This window comes from Bacillus sp. sid0103 (assembly GCF_019219025.1).
The window spans coordinates 41,771-60,342 of record NZ_JAHUWN010000012.1; the positions used below are offsets into that span (position 1 = coordinate 41,771).

General features: G+C 37.8%; 14 protein-coding genes. 5 read left to right on the forward strand and 9 right to left on the reverse strand.

Annotated features, from left to right (window positions below):
- Nucleotides 1-136: 136 nt before the first annotated feature.
- Entirely contained in the window at nt 137-520 is a 384-nt protein-coding gene (locus KW850_RS14580) for a hypothetical protein (RefSeq protein ID WP_308128803.1), read from the forward strand.
- Complete coding sequence (locus KW850_RS14585; RefSeq protein ID WP_218348310.1) at nt 510-1,013, forward strand: endolytic transglycosylase MltG; 504 nt, start codon at nt 510-512, stop codon at nt 1,011-1,013. The genes KW850_RS14580 and KW850_RS14585 overlap by 11 nt, the downstream gene beginning before the upstream one ends.
- Nucleotides 1,014-1,064: 51 nt before the next feature.
- Here KW850_RS14585 and KW850_RS14590 read toward each other — a convergent pair whose 3' ends face one another.
- Nucleotides 1,065-1,319 (reverse strand): DUF2533 family protein, encoded by a 255-nt coding sequence (locus tag KW850_RS14590; protein ID WP_218348311.1) that lies wholly within the window; start codon nt 1,317-1,319, stop codon nt 1,065-1,067.
- Nucleotides 1,320-1,563: 244 nt separating this feature from the next.
- Between KW850_RS14590 and KW850_RS14595 the strand changes: the two genes are divergently transcribed.
- From KW850_RS14595 to xerS, 3 genes are all read left to right on the forward strand, one after another.
- Nucleotides 1,564-3,753 carry a transglycosylase domain-containing protein gene (locus KW850_RS14595; RefSeq protein ID WP_218348312.1) on the forward strand — a complete coding sequence of 730 codons (2,190 nt, stop codon included), beginning with the start codon at nt 1,564-1,566 and terminating at the stop codon, nt 3,751-3,753.
- Nucleotides 3,754-4,269: 516 nt separating this feature from the next.
- Nucleotides 4,270-5,103: an SPL family radical SAM protein gene (locus tag KW850_RS14600; RefSeq protein WP_218348313.1), complete on the forward strand. Its 834-nt coding sequence runs from the start codon at nt 4,270-4,272 to the stop codon at nt 5,101-5,103.
- Nucleotides 5,104-5,353: 250 nt separating this feature from the next.
- Nucleotides 5,354-6,442: a tyrosine recombinase XerS gene (gene xerS / locus KW850_RS14605; protein WP_218348314.1), complete on the forward strand. Its 1,089-nt coding sequence runs from the start codon at nt 5,354-5,356 to the stop codon at nt 6,440-6,442.
- A gap of 200 nt (nt 6,443-6,642) precedes the next feature.
- Here the strand turns inward: xerS and KW850_RS14610 are convergent, their stop codons facing one another.
- The 8 genes from KW850_RS14610 to KW850_RS14645 all read right to left on the reverse strand — a co-directional run bounded on the left by KW850_RS14610 (nt 6,643) and on the right by KW850_RS14645 (nt 18,277).
- Nucleotides 6,643-8,541: an ABC transporter ATP-binding protein gene (locus KW850_RS14610; RefSeq protein ID WP_218348315.1), complete on the reverse strand. Its 1,899-nt coding sequence runs from the start codon at nt 8,539-8,541 to the stop codon at nt 6,643-6,645.
- Nucleotides 8,538-10,262, reverse strand: a complete 1,725-nt coding sequence (locus tag KW850_RS14615; RefSeq protein WP_218348316.1) for an ABC transporter ATP-binding protein — start codon at nt 10,260-10,262, stop codon at nt 8,538-8,540. The genes KW850_RS14610 and KW850_RS14615 overlap by 4 nt, the downstream gene beginning before the upstream one ends.
- Nucleotides 10,263-10,458: 196 nt before the next feature.
- Nucleotides 10,459-11,217, reverse strand: a complete 759-nt coding sequence (locus KW850_RS14620; protein WP_218348317.1) for a hypothetical protein — start codon at nt 11,215-11,217, stop codon at nt 10,459-10,461.
- Nucleotides 11,218-11,313: 96 nt separating this feature from the next.
- A complete protein-coding gene (parC, locus tag KW850_RS14625) occupies nt 11,314-13,752 on the reverse strand; it encodes a DNA topoisomerase IV subunit A (protein ID WP_218348318.1) in 2,439 nt (812 codons plus the stop codon).
- Nucleotides 13,749-15,728 (reverse strand): DNA topoisomerase IV subunit B, encoded by a 1,980-nt coding sequence (gene parE, locus KW850_RS14630; protein WP_218348319.1) that lies wholly within the window; start codon nt 15,726-15,728, stop codon nt 13,749-13,751. The genes parC and parE overlap by 4 nt, the downstream gene beginning before the upstream one ends.
- Nucleotides 15,729-16,018: 290 nt before the next feature.
- Entirely contained in the window at nt 16,019-16,435 is a 417-nt protein-coding gene (locus KW850_RS14635; RefSeq protein ID WP_218348320.1) for a CoA-binding protein, read from the reverse strand.
- 122 nt (nt 16,436-16,557) lie between these two features.
- Entirely contained in the window at nt 16,558-16,971 is a 414-nt protein-coding gene (locus KW850_RS14640) for a hypothetical protein (RefSeq protein ID WP_218348321.1), read from the reverse strand.
- Between the two features lie 22 nt (nt 16,972-16,993).
- Nucleotides 16,994-18,277 carry a diguanylate cyclase domain-containing protein gene (locus tag KW850_RS14645; protein WP_218348322.1) on the reverse strand — a complete coding sequence of 428 codons (1,284 nt, stop codon included), beginning with the start codon at nt 18,275-18,277 and terminating at the stop codon, nt 16,994-16,996.
- Between the last annotated feature and the right edge of the window lie 295 nt (nt 18,278-18,572).

Sequence of the window (18,572 nt, forward strand, 5' to 3'; positions counted from 1 at the left end):
TTTATAGAATTAGAGGTTCTATTTGTCAAATCCATCCGACTTGTGTCCCATTTAGTCGGTTTTAATCGAAAAATTTATAGTTAGGATGTATAATAGGGAATTGTGGATTGCTATGTAAATGAAGGAGGAAACTAATATGATGGAATGGACATTAATTCTGTTGATTGCGATATCGGCTGTGTTGCTAATCGTTTCAATTATGTCGAATCGCAAAGTAGAAAAACAAAAACAAACGGAAATTGATATGGTTCATGTTTCTGTTATGAAAGATATCAATAACGTCCAAGAGCAAATTCGAAATCTGGAACTTGATATAGAAGTAGTTACTAAGGAAGCAGGCGTTCAACTGACTCCAGAAGAAATTATTTTTAAGCGTGAAGTACTAGATTTATATAAACGGAAATATTCGATTGAGACAATTGCTCAGAAAAAACAAGTTTCAGAGAATGAAATTAACCGATTATTAGCTCCATATCTGGCAGCAAAGGATGAAAGGAGCAAATTAGCCCATGAAATTTAATGTAGTGAGCAGCTTTGCGGCCGGAATTCTTTTAGCTACGACCATTTGTGGTGCTGTTTACTTCACTGACGATCCTGCGGTCACAAAAGCAGCTGACAAACCAACCAAGAGCGAGCAGAAAACAGTCGCTCAACCAACAGAAACAGATATGAAAGATAAACTATTAGCTGCAGGTTATGTAGTCCAACCGAAAGCAGAATATGATAAGACATTAGAAGCAGCAAAAAAAGCAGCTTCAACGTCTTCAACCGCTTCCACGGCTAATAATAATTCTAAAAAGATTGCCTATCGTGCGGTTATTTCTGTGACACAAGGGATGACGAGCATCGATGTCGGAAAAATGCTAGAAAAAGCTAAAATAGTCCCAGATGACTTTAAATTCTCCCAAGATGTAGAGAAAAAAGGCGTCGAGAAAAATTTGCGTCCTGGTACTTTCGTAGTTGATACCGAAATGACTTATGATCAAATCATTGCGACCATTTTTAAAAAATAAATATAGTTAAAACAAAGACGGACAGGATCTAAGATCCTGTCCGTTTTTGTTTTATGAGCGTTTTTTTACGAATTCTTGAACCATTTCACCCGTAACGTTTTTTCTCGTTGGGATGAAACGCAGGTTGATTTTATTAATACTATTGGTAACTGCATTTATTTTATCAGTTGAAAAGGGTTTGCCTTGTTTACATAACTCAATCGCTTCTTCGATATATTGTTCGCGTTGTTGATCGAGCGCTAAGAATTTTTGATAGGTTTCATGTTGATTTGCCGCATGTTTAATTAAATCTTTATGTACACTCATGATTTCACTCCTTAAAAAATTAACTTAATCCATCATACCATATTTGAAGGGGGAAGAGAGTATCGATAATTGAAGAGGAAAATGTATGTCAGATCCCCTCAAAAAAATTAGATTTGCTACGAATGTATATAAGTATCTCAAAAAGGGTGGAATACTTCCCCTTTTATCTCAAAATGGATACTTTTTCAAGAGCAATGTCTATGAAAACCAACTCTGATTAAACTATACGCGGGAGAGAAGATGAATGTCAGAAGAAACGTATCAATATCGACAGGAACGGAAACAAGCTGAAAAAACAAGACAAAATCAACAGAGACGTAATAAATCAACAAAAAAAGGATCCTGGCTAAAGAGAGGAATCATTGCCTGTTTGGTGCTTGGAGTTGCTTTAACAGGAGCAGGAGCGATTACGTTCGCTTCTATGATTAAGGAAGCTCCCAAATTAGATTCTTCAAAATTAATAGATCCGCTTTCGACGAAATTCTATGATAAAAACGGAAAGTTTATCTATGAATACGGAAAAGAAAAACGGACAAAAATTACTTATGATCAAGTTCCAAAAGTGTTGGAACATGCATTTATTGCAACCGAAGATGCACATTTTTATGAACACCATGGAATCGACATAAAACGTACCGCTAAAGTGATTTTTGTGAACTTAACTGGGAACTTCGGATCTCAGGGCGGTAGTACCATTACACAGCAGGTAATCAAAAACTCATTTTTGACTCCTCAGAAAACAATAAAACGTAAAGTGCAAGAATGGGACTTGGCGTATCAATTGGAACAAAAATATTCAAAACAAGAGATATTAATGATGTATTTAAACAAGATCTATCTCGGTAATCGTTCTTATGGGGTTGCGGCAGCAGCGAATAATTATTATGGGATAGAAGCAAATGATTTGAAGAAATTGACACTTCCACAGGCGGCCATGATAGCAGGTTTGCCACAAAGTCCCAATAATTATGATCCGTCTAAACCAGAAAACAAAAAAGCAGCAACAAAAAGACGTAACCTTGTCTTGATTTCAATGCATAATCAAGGATATATAACAGAAGAACAAATGAAGGAAGCAATGAAAGTCCCAGTAACAAAGGGAATTGTTCCTAGGAAAGGTCAACAAAGCATGCTTTATGAAGCCTTTTTAGATGCGACTGTAAAAGAGGTGGAAAGTAAGTTAAAGGGTATTGACATCGGCAATGATGGATTATCTATTTATACCACTTTGGATCCTAAAGCACAGGATTACGCGGATAAGTTGATAAACACAAATGATATTATCGCCTATCCAAATGATAGATTTCAGGGAGCCTTCGTATTTTTAGATACAAAAACGGGTGAAGTCAGAGCGATTGGAAGCGGGAGAAATGACTATAAAGCTGCATTCCGAGGCAACAACTTTGCGATTACTCTGAAACGTCAACCTGGTTCTTCATTCAAGCCAATTTTTGATTATGGTCCGGCGATTGAAAATTTAAAATGGTCCACTGGTCATCAAATTAATGATCAGCCGACAAATTATTCAACCGGACAGCCTATTTCTAACTGGGATCATCAATATCACGGTACGATGTCAATACGGAAAGCACTGCAATATTCATACAACATCCCTGCACTTCTCACGTTGCGAGAGGTAGGAATGGAAAATGCAAAGAGTTTTGCAGAAAAGCTTGGTATAACTTTTCCTAACAACCAAGTATATGAATCCTATGCGATTGGAAGTAACACGGTAAACCCACTGAAAATGGCGGGAGCTTACAGTGCTTTTGGAAATGAAGGAATATACAACAAACCTCATTTTGTCCAAAAAGTTGTCTTCCCTGATGGCAAGAAAGTTAGCTTCACACCGAAGCCAAAGCGTGTAATGCATGATTACACTGCCTATATGGTGACGGATATGTTACACACAGTCGTAAACGAGGGGACAGGAACAGCAGCAAACTCCTCTGGATTGAATATTTCTGGAAAAACAGGAACAACCAATTTTGATGAACAGACACGCATTAGATTTGGATATCCTTCCAATGCAACAAACGATAGCTGGTTTGCTGGATACACACCGCAATATACGATGGCGGTTTGGACAGGATATACCAATAATGGTATTGGGAATTACATGGTTGGCGAACCATCGAAAATTTCGCAGCTAATTTTTAAAAGGATGATGGTGGCATTTGCAACTGACACGTCTGGTTTCGAGCAGCCAAATAGTGTATATAGAGTGAATAACGAGCTGTATATAAAAGGTGTCGGATCTACTGATGTTCCACCAAAGATTAAAAGCGACAATGTAAACACACATCCTAATAACAATGGAAATAAAGTGGAAAAGAAACAAAGGAAAGAAGAAGAGAAGCGTAAAAAAGACGAAGAAAAACATAAAAAAAAGGAAGAAAAGCATAAAAAAGAAGAAAAACATAAACATGGATAAGAGATATATTTTTCTTACCATCGTTTAATCGAAAGCTAATGGGCTCCAAAATGTCTATTTCAAAGACTTTTTGGAGCCCATTTTTTATAAAAATATGGAGTTCTTATTCAACGTTGTAGTTTAGGGGTAAATAAACCCGTATCCTGAGGAAGTTATGCGTGACAAACGCTTCAACTTAGTTTTAATATATAAAATAAAACTGAGTTGATGTTACTTACATCAATTGAGAGGGGTATCAGAATAGTTGCAAGGGGAGAGCAACTAAATGGGGTAGGGTGGTTATATTGTGAATCAGAAATAAGTTCAAGAAGGCATTCGTGGAACAGGTCATCTTACTGATCATTGGGAGATCTTCTTCAAGCATTATTGTATAATAACCCATTATGAATTAATGAAGATGATGGGGAGGAGGAAAAGCTGAAAATTTACTTAAGAAATAATAAAGCTTTCTAATTAAGGAACTTCGTAGGAGCTTTTCTCTAATATTTAATTCACTTCAAAGAGAGGGCGACAAATATGGGGATCGAAATAAAAGAAATCTTAGCAAAGAAAATTTTTACTAAAGCAAAGGGATATTTGGATGTTGGATTCACACATTCATTGAATCCGTATAGTGGTTGTGCGTTTTCTTGCAGGTACTGTTACGTAAGAGAAATGCCGATTCAACGATTTAAACAAATCCCTTGGGGAGAATGGTTGGACATAAAAACAAACGCAGCAGAAAATTACCGAAATGAAATGAATAAACTTCGTAAAAAAAACCAATCTGTGAATATTTTTATGTCCTCCGCAACAGATCCTTACCAACCTATTGAACGTAAAGCAAACATTACACGGGGGATATTAGAAGAAATGATTGAAAATCCGCCTGATTTTCTTCAAATCCAAACACGAGGACCACTTATTACAAGAGATATTGATTTGTTAGTGAAATTAAAAGAAAAATGTGAAGTCCTTGTGTCTATGACAATTGAAACGGATAGAGATGATAGAAGGCAGATTTTTGCTCCATATGCACCCGGAATTAAATTGCGGTTAAAAGCCTTAAAAGAAGTTCACGATGCGGGAATATCCACCCAAGCTTCGATTTCCCCAGTTTTGCCATTTACTCCTGAGTTTCCAAAAGTTTTGGAAGGGTTCGTGGACCATATCTGGATTGATACTTTAAGCATTGGGGATGGAGCAATGGGCAAGCGTTCAGAGAGATTAGGTATGCCACAATTATTTGAAGAAAATGGACTATCGCAGTGGTATCAAAAAGATTTACATCTAAAGGTAGAAAAATATTTTAATAAATACTTTCCTAGTCAAATGATTAGAGTTTCTAAAAAAGAAGCCTTCCCAAAATAAAAAGCTTGATTCTTCAAGCTTTTTAAAATTTGGGATCAATTAGTTCAGATACAAATGGAGAGTAGGGAGTTTCTCTAAATCCGGTTCGAAACAAACCATGCAACATAAAGGAATAATGTATCCAAGTTTGAGTCATTGGACAGCAAAGGGGATCAAAAAAGTACTTATCAACTAAATAGACATTATTACGTAAAATATAAATTTGACGTAATAATGTCTATTTAGTAAAATATAGAAGCGGGGTGATTTTATGGTAAACCAATCAAAGCAGCAACAATTCCAAAAACTACAAACGTTACTCAATGAACTTCCATGGTATGTTGATGAATATATCAATCATAAATTACGTAAGCTTTCGACGGCTTCCTTATTCAATTACTGCCATGATTATAAGATCTTTTTCAACTGGATGATTAATGAGCGTCTTTGGGATGGCAGCGTGAATGATATCCCTTTAGAACGGCTAGAGAAAATGACGGTTTTAGAGGTCGAAGGTTTTTTAAACTATCTCCACTACCAATTAAATAATAAAGAACTTACTGTAAATCGGAAATTATCTGCATTAAAATCACTATTTAATTACATGCAGAATATTGCTGAAACTTCCGATCTTAAGCCGTATATTAATCGAAATGTCATGGCGAAAATCGAATTTAATGAGGTAAAAGACAGCATGGAAACAAAGGCAAATAAAATGGAAGGTAAAATCCTTCTGGGAGATGAATATGAAAAATTCCGCCTATTTGTCGCTAACGATTACGGAGAATTAAACAAAGACAACAAAAAAATTTATAACTTTTATCAATTAAATAAAGAACGGGATACGGCCATTGTGTCGTTAATCCTGGGATCTGGTCTTCGCCTATCAGAGCTGGTTGGGATTGAATTAGACGATATCGATTTTAGCAAGTACTGTGTTAGGGTCATTCGTAAAGGAAATAAAGAACAATTTGTTTACTTTAGCCAGGTGGCGATGGCTGATCTGCAAGATTATTTATCTATTAGAACGGCAAAGTACCAGGTCGAGAAATCCAATAAGGCATTGTTTATTTCTGCACCAATGGGTCCTAAAGGTAAATCACGGCGATTAACCGCTCGATCCGTTGAAAAACTGATTGAAAAATATGCAACTGCATTTGGTAAACCATCATTATCGGTACATAAGCTGCGTCATTCATTTGCAACCAGATACCATGCGGAAATCAATGATGTTCCAAAATTAAGACGTCAATTAGGTCATTCATCGATCCAAACGACAATGATATATACCCACATTAAGAATGATGACCTGAAAATAGCAGTCGATAAGATGGATATGCCGAAAGAACAATTGGAATAATAAACGGACTGTCACATTTATGGCAGTCTTTTTTCACTTTTTATCAGTTTACATAATATTATTATGTAAATAAATAATGAAAATATCTCAATTCCAAAGTATACTTAAGATACTGAGACAGAACAAATTTTTTATAATTTTTCATTTTCAAAAATAAAAAAAGCGTTTAGAAAGCCCTTAGTCTTCCCAAACGCATTATTTTATCCTACATCTTTCAGTGAATTATTACCGGTAAATTGACTATTATATAGATCTGCATAAAAACCTTCTTGCTCAAGCAATTCCACATGAGTTCCTTTTTCAATCACACTTCCATTATTCATTACGAGGATTAAACCTGCATCACGAATCGTCGACAATCTGTGTGCAATCACAAAGCTGGTCCTCCCTTTCATTAGATGATTCATCGCCTTTTGAATTTGCACCTCTGTACGCGTATCGACGCTGCTGGTCGCTTCATCAAGAATAAGGATGGCCGGATTTGCAAGGATTGCCCTCGCAATCGTTAAAAGCTGTTTCTGGCCCTGAGAAATATTGGATGCTTCTTCATTTAATATTGTATTATACCCATCAGGTAAAGTTCGAATAAAGTGATCTGCGTTGGCAGCACGAGCTGCAGCCACCACTTCTTCTTTCGTTGCTCCCTCTTTCCCGTAGGCAATATTATCAAAAATGGTACTATTAAATAGCCAAGTATCCTGCAGAACCATACCAAACAAGCTCCTTAGGTGCTCCCTTTTTAATTCTCTCGTATCGATTCCATCAATTAATATTCTTCCAGAATTAATTTCATAGAAACGCATGAGCAAATTAATAAGTGTTGTTTTTCCGGCCCCTGTAGGTCCGACAATTGCTACCGTCTGGCCGGGTTTCACCTCTAATTGCATATCTTTGATTAAGATTTCATTTTCCTCATAACCAAAAGTAACATGTTCAAATGTAACTTCACCCTTTGGCGCAGTAATGACCTGCGCATTAACAGCTTCTGGGATTTCTTCGGTTTCATCCAATATTTCAAACACACGTTCGGCACTGGCAACCGTGGATTGAATAACATTAGCAATTGAAGCAGTCTGAGCAATTGGTTGGGAAAATTGACGAGCATATTGGATAAAGGCCTGAATATCACCGATTTCAATCGCCTTTTTCGTTACCAAGATTCCACCGACGACTGATACCAGAACATAGCCAATATTATTGATAAATGACATCAGCGGCATGATCATCCCGGAAACAAATTGTGCCTTCCAGGCCGATTGGTAGAGAGTTTCATTGATTCCCTCGAATTTCTCAATTGATTTCTGCTCATGGCCAAACACCTTGACTACTTTATGACCAGTATACATTTCTTCGACGTGCCCATTTAGTTCGCCGAGTGATTTCTGCTGTCCTTTAAAATACAGTTGTGACTTTTTGGCGATCTTTGCAATTGCTATTCCACTTAGTGGCAATGTCACAATCACAATCAGCGTCATTAATGGACTAATCGATAGCATCATAATAATAACGCCAATAATTGTGACAACAGAGGTAATCAACTGGGTTAAACTTTGTTGCAAGGTCGTGCTGATATTATCAACATCATTGACCGCACGGCTGAGAATTTCACCATGGGTACGTGAATCAAAGTACTTTAACGGCAGCCGGTTTAGTTTCTCCTCGACCTCTTTACGAAGGTGATAAACTGTCTTTTGCGCTACACCTGCCATGATATATTGTTGAATATAGGCAAATATTGCACTTAAAATATAGAGGCCAATGAGTAAAATAATAATTTGACCGATATAATCAAAATCTATTTTAGCCCCGGGGACTCCCCTAAGTTTCAGCATCAAACCTTCAAATAATCGGGTCGTAGCCTTCCCCAAAATTTTTGGGCTGACAATCGCAAAAATTGTACTGATTATTGCAGTAATTAAAACCGCCAGAAGCTGTACTTTATAAGGTTTTAGATAGCTGATTAACCGATTTAAAGTTCCTTTAAAATTCTTTGCTTTTTGAACAGGCATACCCATTCCCATCGGGCCAAAGCCACCACCCGGACCAGGTCTGCGTGCCCCCGTATCTTGCGTTTGTTTTTGACTGGAATCCTTACTCATGCGATTTCCTCCTCTGACAGCTGTGACATGACAATCTCGCGATAAACCGCACTCGATTCCATCAAATCTTTATGTTTACCGATTCCACAAATCTCACCGTTATCGAGGACAATAATCTGGTCAGCGTCTATTATGGTGCTCACACGCTGGGCCACGATTAATACTGTTGAGTTTCCAGTTTCATTTTTAAGTGCAGCGCGAAGTTTCGCATCTGTTTTAAAATCCAATGCCGAAAAGCTGTCATCAAATATATAGATTTCCGGCTTTCGAATAAGTGCTCGAGCGATCGCCAAGCGCTGTTTTTGTCCACCAGAAACATTTGTTCCCCCTTGGGAGATAACGGCATCAAAGCCCTCGGGCATGTTTGAAATAAATTCTTTCGCTTGGGCGACTTCAGCGGCATGTTCAATCTCTTCTGCTGTTGCATCTTCTTTTCCATACCGGATGTTCTCTGCAATCGTTCCGGTAAAAAGGACGGATTGCTGGGGAACAAACCCGATTTTTTCACGAAGTTTTTCTTGCGTCATATTCCTGACATCGATCCCATCAACAAGAACATTACCGCTATCGACATCATAAAAGCGTGGAATCAAGTTAATGAGCGTTGATTTTCCTGAACCCGTTCCGCCAATAATGGCCGTCACTTCACCCGGTTTGGTCGAAAATGAGATATTTGAAATCGCTGGCATTTCCGCCCCTGGATAACTGAATGTTACATCTTGGAATTCAACATAGCCTTTTCCCTCTCCAGTTTTTGATGAAGTTGGATCCTTAATATCTGCTACCGTTTTTAGAACTTCATTGATACGAACGGCAGATACCGATGCCCTAGGGATCATTACAAACATCATCGACAGCATGATGAACGAAAACATTATTTGCATCGCATATTGGATAAACGCCATCATATCTCCGACTTGCATATGACCATTGCTAATCCGAAGTCCGCCAAACCAGACAATGGCAACAGAGGAAAGGTTAAGGACTACCATCATAATTGGCATCATCGCGGCCATAATTTTATTGACCGTAATAGCCGTTTGCGTTAAATCCCAGTTAGCTTCATCAAAACGCTTCTTCTCATGTTCCACTCGGTTAAAGGAGCGAATAACACGAATACCAGTTAAGTTCTCGCGTAAAACACGATTGAGATTATCTAATTTTACTTGCATCGCTTTAAAAAGCGGAATACCTCTTCTTGCAATGACCACAATTGCCAGCACGAGAATAGGCAAAGCAACAGCAAGAACTAAGGTAAGTTTGGCATCTTTTGAATACGCCATAATAATCCCACCAATACACATCATCGGTGCCATGGCTATCATTCTTAGCATCATCACTAGTACCTGCTGGATTTGAGTAATATCGTTGGTGGTTCTCGTAATAAGAGATGCCGTTCCAAGCTTATCAAACTCATGTAACGAAAAGTTTCCAACATGTGAGAAAATTTTGCTCCGCAATAACTTTCCAAAGCCTGATGCTGCTTTTGCTGAGTAGAAACTAGCTGCAATCGAACAAATCATCCCCCCTGCCGCCACAAGCAGCATAAACCCGCCAATTTTCCATATGTACCCCGTGTCTCCTGTAACGACTCCTTTATCAACGATATCAGACATTAACGTTGGTAAATAAAGTTCTGATAATGATTGTAAGAGGACAAGTCCTAAAACCAGATAAATGGCTAATTGAAATGGTTTTAGAAATTTGGTTAATTTGATCAATAGCTTTCAACTCCATTTTAATTAATTGTTTATGAGTAACTTTACCCTATTTTTATGAACTAAATATGAACAATACTATTCTTTTATGTTTATTCTCAAACTCAAGGGCAAATTTAGTAAAGCTATGTATATCCCCTTCGATAATTTCGGTAAAAATTAAAAAAACACAGGAGAACCTGTGTCGATAGCCTGTAGATCATTTATTTATTTCTTTATGAACAACTGTCCGGTCTAACTTCCATTTGCCGTGATCATATGACCACGTTGATTCAATAGAGGCAATGACATCGGCATTCGCGATTCCCGTTATTCGCTGCTCCCCTAGTAACCCCACTTTATGATCCTCAACGTGGATAGGCCTGAGACTGCTAAAAGGATTAACGGTTAATTCTGTAGGCTCATTTAGCTTTCCATGATAATAAAGTCCAAGCTTTTTATAATATTGTTGACGGTCCTTTAAATCAAATAAGTAACACTGGCCCGTTTTGTTAATTTTAATTTCCGCTTTGTATCCATTTAGAAAGTGACTATCTATTTCAAGCGGTTCAGGCAGAGCTAACTTCGTCTGGACATTGTTCTTGATAGAATAGGAGTAATGTTGGACTATACTTTCACTTTCCCTAGTTAACACACTTGCAAATATGTCCTTTACTCCATCATTGTTTAAATCGACAATATGAAGTGATGCCTTCGCACCACTTTCTAAAGGATACGTGAATTTTTTTCCATTTGAGGCGCTAATATCGATGTAAATCCTCTCCAAAAAGGAATCTTCTTTCTGATAAGGAACTCCTTTAAGTAGAATCTCTTCCTCTTTACCATCACCTGTAATATCTGCTTTGTCTTTTGAAATCGTAATTATTTTTGCCGTTTCTTCAATTGCATAAACCCCAGTAATCGCAGTAAGTGACATGAGAAAAAACGAAGCAAGAACCAAAAGCATCTCTTTTTTCATCCATGAACCCCCCCAATCTGATACTAGTTAGTATGTCCAGTTTTGGAAAAAAGATGAAAAAGGGACTCTCTATTTTTAGAGAGTCCCGGAAAAATTTTATTCACTTGATTTTTCTGGAGTGGTTACTTTCCAAACAGTTGTTACCTTGCCGTTATCTTGTTCATCAAGAATAAACGATCCATTCGAATAACGGTCACTGAAATGAATGTCTACTGTATTAAGGGTTTCAATGTGACCTTTTTCCGTTTGGATATAAATCACATCTTGTTCATTGGCAATTTCAAATCCCACGATCCGGTGTGGATTTGATTTAAGCTCCCTTAAAATGACCACACCACGTTTAGCCCTGGTAGCTTTTTCAAACTCTTTCATTTTCATCCTCTTCACAGCACCACGCTGTGTAGAAATGACGATCGTTTCATTACTAGCTGGATCAATGATCTTTCCGCCAATCACGAAATCCTCATCCTTTAAATTGATTCCTTTAACACCTGCGGCACGTGCACCAACAATACTGATTTCTTCTTCATGAAACCATAATGAATAACCCAAGTGCGTAACGACAAATAATTCTTTTGTTCCATCTGTTAAATGAACATCCATTACTTGATCATCATCTTTAAGATTAACGGCAACAAGTGGTTTAGAATATCGTTGTGCTTTGTATTGTTTCAGTTCGGTTTTCTTAACCATGCCATTTTTCGTGACAAAAACAAGGAATGAATTTGTTTCGAAGTCTTTGACAGGAATCGCTTGAATGATTTCTTCATCACGATCAATTGGAATAATATTAGCCACATGTTGTCCTAGGTCTTTCCAGCGGATATCTGGTAGTTCATGAACAGGACAGAATAAATAATTTCCTTTATTTGTGAAGAGGAGTAAGACATCCTTCGTATTCATGTCAAGCTGTGCTAATAATCGATCAGTATCCTTCATTGCTAAATCCTGACCATTGGAAGCTGCATAAGAACGCAGGCTCGTCCGTTTCACATAGCCTTGTTTTGTAACCGTTACAATCACATCTTCGCTAGGGACAGTAACTTCAAGATTGATTTTCAATTCTTCGATTTCTGCTTCAATCTTAGAACGACGCTCATCTGCAAAACGTTTTTTTACATCTTTTAATTCTTTTTTAATCACAGTGAACAGGGCTTTTTCACTTGCTAAAATGCTAGTAAGCTCTTCGATTTTCTTCGCTAATTCTTCCGCTTCCTGTCTCAGTGCAGTAATATCGGTGTTAGTTAAGCGGTAGAGTTGTAAGGAAACAATTGCTTCAGATTGCAGCTCAGTAAAGGCAAACTTTGCAATCAAATTATCCTTCGCATCGCGTTTATCCTTGGATGCACGGATGGTAGCAATCACTTCATCAAGAATCGATAAAGCCTTCATTAAACCCTCAACAATATGCTGCCGTTCTCTTGCTTTATTAAGATCATATTGCGTTCTTCTTGTGACTACTTCTTTTTGGTGCTCGATATAGGCATCCAATAATTCTCTAAGTCCCATTAATTTTGGATGTTTCTTATGAATCGCAACCATATTAAAATTATACGTTACTTGAAGATCACTATTTTTATATAAATAGTTCAAGACACCTGCTGCATCGGCATCTTTCTTTAGTTCAATAACGATTCTTAGACCTGTCCGGTCCGTTTCATCACGAATCTCTGAGATGCCTTCCACTTTTCGATCAAGTCGGAACTCATCCATTTTTTTAACGAGATTGGCTTTATTCACCTCATATGGAATTTCTGAAACGACGATTTGCTGCTTACCGCCTCGAACCTCTTCGATATCGGCTTTACTGCGGACGATTATTTTCCCTTTACCAGTTTCATAGGCTTTTTTAATCCCATCTATCCCTTGTATAATACCGCCCGTCGGGAAATCTGGACCTTTAATGATGGTCATTAATTCTTCCACAGAACAATCAGGATGGTCCATTCTCTTGATTACCCCGTCAATGATTTCACCAAGGTGATGTGGTGGAATATCTGTTGCATAACCCGCAGAAATTCCTGTTGATCCATTGACTAAGAGGTTCGGGAACATCGCTGGTAAAACGGTTGGCTCTTTCGATGTATCATCAAAGTTTGGAATAAATTCAACCGTATTTTTTTCAATATCGCGCATTAATTCAGCAGCAATAGCGGAAAGCCTTGCTTCTGTATAACGCATCGCAGCAGGAGGGTCACCATCGACACTCCCATTGTTTCCATGCATTTGAACAAGGACATTTCGAACCTTCCAGTCCTGACTCATCCGCACCATTGCCTCGTATACGGAGGAATCCCCGTGTGGATGATAGTTACCAATAACATTACCAACAGTTTTAGCTGACTTTCGAAAGCCTTTATCGTGTGTATTTCCTTCTACATGCATCGCATAAAGAATTCGTCGCTGTACAGGCTTCAGACCATCACGTGCATCCGGAAGGGCACGCTCCTGGATAATATACTTACTATATCTGCCAAAACGATCACCAATGACATCTTCTAGAGGCAAGTCTCGGAATTTCTCAGTTGCACTCATCCTTCAGAACCCTCCTCGGAGACCGTAATATTTTCATTTTCTAAAATCGTGTCATCTTCTTCTAAACCAAATGCTACATTGCTTTCAATCCATTTACGTCGTGGTTCAACTTTATCACCCATCAGTGTGGTCACTCGGCGTTCTGCACGTGCAGCATCATCAATTTTCACTCGAATTAACGTCCGTGTTTCAGGGTCCATAGTTGTTTCCCAGAGCTGGTCGGCGTTCATTTCACCAAGTCCTTTGTAACGCTGGATAATATAGCCTCTGCCCACTTTTTTCATTGCACCTTGAAGTTCATCCTCATTCCAAGCATATTCAATAATTTCCTTTTTGCCTGTCCCCTTACTCACCTTATAAAGCGGTGGCAGTGCAATAAACACTTTGCCTGCTTCTAACAACGGCTTCATATAACGATAAAAGAAAGTAAGCAGCAAAACCTGAATATGCGCTCCATCTGTATCCGCATCTGTCATAATGACTATTTTATCGTAATTGATGTCTTCTACATTAAAATCGGATCCAACTCCGCCGCCGATTGCATGAATAATCGTATTGATTTCTTCATTTTTAAAAATGTCAGCGAGCTTAGCTTTTTCAGTATTAATTACTTTACCTCTAAGTGGAAGGACTGCTTGGAAGCGTCGGTCACGCCCTTGTTTTGCAGAACCTCCCGCGGAATCACCCTCAACAAGGTAGATTTCATTCCTTTGCGGATTCCGTGATTGTGCAGGTGTTAATTTACCAGATAAGACAGCATCTGAGCGTTTACGTTTTTTACCGCTTCTTGCGTCCTCACGGGCTTTCCTAGCAGCCTCTCTTGCTTGATAGGCTTTGATCGATTTTTTGATAAGAAGGGAGCTAATATCAGGATTCTCTTCTAGAAAATAGGAGAGGTGCTCAGAAACAACTGAATCGACAGCTGACCGTGCTTCACTTGTTCCTAACTTCCCTTTCGTTTGTCCTTCGAACTGGAGCAATTCTTCCGGGATTCTTACGGAGATAATTGCCGATAATCCTTCACGGATATCTGCACCATCAAGGTTTTTGTCTTTTTCTTTTAAGAAGGAGACCTTGCGAGCATAATCATTGAATACCCTGGTCATTGCTGTTTTTGCTCCGGCCTCGTGGGTACCGCCATCTCTTGTGCGGACATTATTAACAAAGGAGAGGACATTTTCTGAATAGCCATCATTAAATTGAAATGCAAAATCCACTTCAATGCCATGCTGAGAGCCTTCCAGACTAACAACTGGATGGAGGACATCCTTCTCTTCGTTTAAATAGGCAACAAACGCTTCAATTCCATTTTCATAATGAAAGACTTCGTGGAAATCATTACGATCATCGATAATTTCAATTTTTAATCCTTTTAACAAGAAGGCTGACTCTCTTAACCTCTCGCATAAGATTTCGAAATTATAAGTGGTTGTCGAAAAAATTGTCGCATCTGGCTTGAAATGAATCGTTGTCCCCGTTTGATTAGTTTTGCCGATTTTTTCGAGGGTTGTTACTGGTTTCCCCCCATTTTCAAAGCGCTGTTCATATACGAAACCGTCCCTTTTAATGGTGACAGTTAACCATTCTGATAAAGCATTAACAACCGATGCACCAACACCGTGCAATCCGCCGCTTGTTTTATAGCCGCCTTGGCCGAACTTTCCGCCAGCATGAAGCACCGTTAAAATAACCTCTGGTGTCGGTTTCCCCATTTTGTGCATACCAGTAGGCATTCCGCGTCCACGGTCATGAACACTAATAGAATTATCTTTGTGTATTTTTACAATGATTTGATCACCAAATCCACCGAGAGCCTCATCGACGGAATTGTCGACAATCTCATAAACGAGATGGTGAAGACCGCGTGAATCGGTGCTGCCAATGTACATTCCTGGACGTTTCCTGACCGCTTCCAGTCCTTCTAGTACCTGTATGGCATCATCATTATAATCAAAAACTTGCTGATTCCTTGCCACTAAAATACCCCTTTCATTCCCTACAAAAAGAAGTATCCTTCTAATTGCTTCATGAACTAATTGAATAGTCATTCTTTATATTTTCTGTTTATAAAAGTAAAATAGAACCAATGTTTGCCGTTTTTATTTTATCATATTTCTCGCGGCGTCTATGCTTTATTGTAGCGATTTATTTCGATTTAGCAAATACGTAATTTTAAACAACACATTTTTGTAATAAAATTATCATGGGTTTTAAGGCTAATATAAATAAAAAAACTGCTAGAAATTAGCAGTTTTTAAGCTGGATTTTAAACCCTGGTTAATGCATGTTCAACTTTAATACAGCGATTCATGATTACTGTATAGCCTTTACTTTTAAGGAACTCATATGCTTCTTCATTTTCGAGGCCAAGTTGGGCCCAGTATACATCTGCATCAATCTCATCAAATTCCTTCGCAACATCGAACAATTGTTCTGACCTGCGGAAAACATTAACAATGTCCACATGTCCTTCAATATCCTTAAGTGAGGCAACAGCTTTCACGCCTAGTGCCTCATCAATCGTTGGATTCACCGGAATAATTTCATAACCTGCTTTTTGCATGGCTTCTGTCACTAGATAAGAGGTTCGTTCAGGATTATTACTCAAACCAACTACCGCGATTCTTTTTGCTTTTTTTAAAATCGTTCCGATTTCATTGCGACTTGGATTTTCAATGCTCATCCATCTCACTCCTAAGCTTTTTTCTTTATTTTACCTATTTTTTCAAAAAAAACATAATTTAAAATCTTGAAAAGTGAAAAAGTATGGAATAAAGTCTGATTAGGATTTCTTGATTCACGTACTTAGATAAGGGTTTTTTCCTCATTTGGTTTACCTTTTTTGTGAATATCATTAATCGACTGTGACATTAGCTTAATTTGCTGCATGCTTTCACGAGTAAAACTGCCTATATAGTGATCATCAATTTCCCCGAACTCATGTGCTTCTCTTACGTCTTGAATTAACAATGATAAGCTATTTAACGGCTGGCAAAACACTTGTTCGATCATGGAAGTTCTTTCTTTTTCTTCTTGAATTTGCTTTTCTAAATGTAAATTTTTGTTTTCTAGTGCTTTGTATTTTTTTATTAAATCCTGGTACTTTTTTTCACTTTTCTCTAGCAGGTTTCGATGTTCCTGATCCCTCTTAAAATGGTTAGAAATGATAAAGCAAAACGCTCCGAGACCAAAGAGTAAAAAAATATACCACAAATGCACTATAACCACCTTCTTAACTCGCTTAGTTGTAAATAGTTACACAGTTTCTCCCTTTGTCTTTAGACTGAGTGAGTGCTTGATTTGCCTCTAAGATTAATTCATCTCTTACTTTCCCATTAGAAAACTCGGAAATCCCAAAACTGCACGTTATCTTTTCGATATTTTGAAAATGAAACTCCTCGATAATCGTTCGGATAGATTCCGCTAATTCCTGTGCCCCATTTCCATCTGTTCCAGGGGTGAGTAGAATGAATTCTTCCACTCCCCAGCGGGCAAAAATATCTGTTTCTCGAATCCGTTGTTGAGCAATGATGGAGATGGTAGAGAGGACTTTATCGCATGCCTGTTGTCCATACCGTTTATTTACATCATTTAAGAAATCGATATCCATTAAAATCATCGAAAAAGGCTGGTTTAATCGTTCTGCACGTCTCAGCTCTACTTCCAAGATCGCATTAATTTCTAATGAGTTAACACTGTTCGTTAAAGAATCCATCAGCACTAATTGTCTATTCTTTCTAGTTTCATCCTCTAAATTAGTGATATCCTTACATATAACAATATACTGGTTCGAACCAGGTATGGACCCGCACCTTAAAGTAAAAATCATCTTTCTACCATCGATGTCTTTCCAGTGTATATTTACAGAGATTTTCCTCGATTCTTTTAACTCCTCAAACCATCTGCTTTTGTTGATGGGAGAAAAACACTTAGCATCATCTACAAAAAAACTAGAAAGATTCTTATGTAAAAGTGTCTGATCCTTGCAAATTCCAGTAAATTTGGAAAAGGCTTGATTGAATTCAATTATTTCATCGTTTTCAATAATAAAGATAAGATTGTCCTGAAAGTCCAATAGGGCTCTTGTCATCTTCTTTTGTTTGGAAAAGGCTTGTTCTAGGTGTATATGATAGACTGATTTTTGAATGGATTGATAGAGCTGATTTAAGTCGATGGGTTTTAAGATATATTGATTTACATGATTGGCGAATGTCTGTAACAAGTATTCTTGATCTTTATAATTTGTTGTAACAATCACTTGCACTTGATCGTTTAATGCCCGGATTTTTTTAATCATTTCTAATTCGCTCAATTGGTTCATTTTGAGAGCACAGATAATTAACTCAGGATGATAACGTTGGTAAAGGTCATATCCATCAACACCGTCGGTTGCCGCATAAACATTGGCAAACCGGCGTTTTAGTACGCAGAGTAGCTTATCTCGTGTAAACTTTTCCTCTTCCACATATAAAATTTTCACATCCTGGTCTTGGTAATGAAAATATTGCTGAAGATTGGTTACCATATGAATTCACCTCTTTCATTTTAGGATTATATGCTAAAACCGACCATTTTCACGTTTTCTAGGCCGGTTTATATTGGTTTTCTATGTTTTTATTTAAATTATATTTACTCCATACATGGCTTTCAATGGGTTATCAAATCGTTTGAAAATTCTCCTTATTTTTGTAATAAATTTGACTCTATTTGTTCTTACTTTTGACTATTAATTAAAAAAGCATTGTCATGGGAAAGGAATAATAGTGTTTTTTCTAAATTACATGGTAAAATAGAAGGACTGGATCTTTTTGTAGAAGGAG